At 69.9% G+C, this 3,012-nt stretch carries 3 protein-coding genes; all 3 read right to left on the bottom strand.

The window, feature by feature from the left end; genetic code table 11:
* Positions 1-182: 182 nt before the first annotated feature.
* The gene (locus GT042_RS11400; RefSeq protein WP_161308599.1) at positions 183-1,487 is read right to left on the bottom strand and encodes a ThuA domain-containing protein; all 1,305 of its coding nucleotides are present in this window, start codon (positions 1,485-1,487) and stop codon (positions 183-185) included.
* Positions 1,488-1,757: 270 nt separating this feature from the next.
* The gene (locus tag GT042_RS11405; protein WP_161308600.1) at positions 1,758-2,237 is read right to left on the bottom strand and encodes a GNAT family N-acetyltransferase; all 480 of its coding nucleotides are present in this window, start codon (positions 2,235-2,237) and stop codon (positions 1,758-1,760) included.
* Positions 2,238-2,245: 8 nt separating this feature from the next.
* Positions 2,246-3,012: ATP-binding protein (locus GT042_RS11410; protein ID WP_237530700.1), on the bottom strand; the 767-nt coding region annotated here is incomplete at its 5' end.

The raw sequence follows: 3,012 nt of genomic DNA on the forward strand, positions 1-3,012 counted from the left end.
CGGGTGAGCGCGGCGCCGACACCTCGGGGGCCGGCAGATGGGCCCGGATGGAGTCATCGGACGGACCGGGAGCGGGACGAGGCGGGGGACGGACGAAGCGGCCCGCCGGAGGTTCCGGGCGGGCCGCTTCACCGGCTCCGGCGCCCCCCAGGTCGGCGGGGGTGCGACGCGGCCGGAGTGTGTTACGGCTGCTGGACGAGCTGGAACGACTGCGCGGCCGATCCGTTGCAGGCGCGCTGGACCAGGGCGGTCCCGGTGGTGGCGGTGTCGGGCGCGCTCAGGCACTTCCCGCTGTGCCGGGCGGTGAAGTGGTAGCGGCCCCCGGTCTCGGCGACGGCCTGCCACTGCTGGTTCGTACCGCCGCTGTAACTCCACAGCTGGAGCGGGGCGTTGTCGGCGGTCGAGACGTTGGTGACGTCGACGGCCTGCGCGGCGTTGGCACGCGGGCCGATGCGGGAGAACCCGCCGTCGGTGGCGCGGATCTGGTACTGCTGCGCCAGGGTGCTGTTGCAGGTGTACTGCTGGATCACCGTGCCGTTGGCGGTGGCCGCCGCGCGGGCGTCCACGCAGAGGTTGTTGCCGCTGTTGACGAGGGAGTACCAGGCGTTCTCGTTGATGGGTCCCGGCGGGGTGGTGGAGCCGCCCTCGCCCGTGCCGAGCCACTTGAGGCTGTCGAGGACGAAGCGGTTCTGGGTGGCGCTGCCGAACGTGGAGGACAGGGTCTGACCCGTGCTGTAGTTCATGGCGTTGTGCCCGAAGTTGGCATAGATCATCTTGTAGTTGGTGTTGGTCCAGGTGATCGGGTAGTCACCGCTGTACCAGGACTGGTTGGGGTCCGTACCGAGCGGGAAGCTGACCGGGTCGACCGAGGACAGGACCTTGATGCCCGGACGGGTGCGCAGGTTGTTGGTCCAGCTGTACCACTCGCTGACCGACGAGGTGAAGGTGCCGGGCAGGCCGACGGTGGTGGGGTGCGTACGGTCGTCGACCTTGATGGTCGCCGTGGTGGGTCCCCAGGTGTTGGACTTGAAGTTGCCCGAGCCCAGGAAGTCGTTGTAGTACCACGACCAGGCGCCCGCGTTGGTGGTGAAGGCGGAGACGTGGAAGCCCATCCAGGCGCCGCCGCTGCGGATGTACCGCTCGAACCCGGCCCGCTGCGAGGCGCCCTGCGGGGCGTCGTCGAGGAAGAGGACGACCTGGTACTGCTCCTTGGTGATGGTGTTGAGCTGGTCCCAGTTGGTGGTCGCCGTGTACGTGAAGTTGTTGGCGGCGGCCTGCTGCGGGAACCAGGTGTTGGCTTCCCGTACGAAGCTGATGTGCGCGTCGTCCCAGGTGCCGTTGTAGAACGCCAGCACCTTGTACGGGGCCGCGGCGGCCTTCTGTTCGGCTCCGTGGGCGGCGGGCGCGGCGGTGAGGCCGAACAGTACGGCGACGAGCGCGAGGAGTCGGAGGCCGACGTTTCTCGCGCGGACCCTGTCTGTGGTCATCCGGGGATGATCCCTTCTTCTGCCGACATGGGGGGTGAGGTCGTACCGGTCAGCGACTTATCATGTATATGACAGACGTTCACGGCACGACGGCCGGGGAATGCGCCGCCCCGGGCAGGGCGGCAAGGCTCGTTCGTGATTTAAGAAGTGAACCCATCCCATGTCAAGGCTTTGGTATGGACCAATACTCCCGAAGGCGGTCCGTCCGAACTCGACGGGCCATCAGGGGAGTTGTGGCGCCCCGCGTTCAGAAGTCTGTCCGCGGATCCGTCACGCGACCGGAAGGATCATCTCGGGGCGGTCGAACATGACGGCCGGCGGCCGGGCGTGCACCGTGCCGGTCCGGCGGGCGCCCACGGTGAGGTAGAAGCCCTCCGAGGGCGGATGCGCGACCACCCGTACCCCCGTCAGACCCGCCTCGCGCGCCCGGTCCGTCAGATGCGCGGCCAGCAGGCGGCCGATGCCGCGCCCCTGGGCGTCGTCGGCGACGAACATCAGGTCCAGCTCGGCCTCGGTGAGCAGGAGGGCGTAGAAACCGAGCACCCGCTCGGAGGTGCCGGCTCCCGTGGGGCTCCCCGCCTCCTCGACCGCCACGAAGACCTCGTGCGCCTCGACGTAGTCGGGGCCGATCCGGTAACCGGCGATCATCGGCGCGTACGGGCCCTCGTACGCGCGCGAGGACCGCACGATCCGGGTCAGCCGCCGGGCGTCGCGGGCCGTGGCCCGCCTGATGCGCGTGCCCCCGCTCATGGTCCTGTTCACCGGGACGCCGAGGTGTCCCACTCCGGGTCGGCGGTCATCGGCAGGCAGATCTGGAACCGGGTGTCCCCCGGCCGCGATTCCACCCGGATGTCCCCGTGGTGCTTGTTGACGACGATGCGGTACGAGATGTCCAGCCCGAGGCCCGTCCCCTCGCCCACCGCCTTGGTGGAGAAGAAGGGCTCGAAGATCCGCGGCCTGACCTCGTCCGGGATCCCGGAGCCGGTGTCGCCGATCTCCACGACCAGCCGGTCGACCTCCCCCCACGTACGCAACGTGAGCGTGCCGCGCCCGCCCATCGCGTACACGGCGTTGTCGATCAGGTTGGTCCACACCTGGTTCAGCTCGGCGCCGAACGCGGGGATCGGCGGCAGGTCGCGGTCGTACTCCTTGACCACCCGCACCTCGGCCGGGATCTTCGCGCGCAGCATGGTCAGCGTGGCGTCGAGCAGGGTGTGCACGTCGACGGGCTGCTGCGGCGCCCGGTCCAGCTGCGAGTACTGCTTCGCCGCCCCGACCAGGTCGGAGACGCGGGTCACGGCGTCGTCGATCTCACCCATCAGCAGCTCGGCGTCGATGGTGTACGCGAGCCAGCGCACCGCCGACTCCAGGTGTTCCGCGCCGACCGCGTCGGCGACCGTGGCCAGCCAGGGCACCTCGATGCCGCCGGCGACCAGCGCGGGCGCCAGGTCCCAGGCGCTGCTCACGCCCTGCTCGTCCAGCCAGTCGCCGATGACGTCCTCAGCGTCGGCCGCGGCCAGCGCGG

It is taken from the genome of Streptomyces sp. SID3212 (genome assembly GCF_009865405.1).
Taxonomy (GTDB): domain Bacteria; phylum Actinomycetota; class Actinomycetes; order Streptomycetales; family Streptomycetaceae; genus Streptomyces.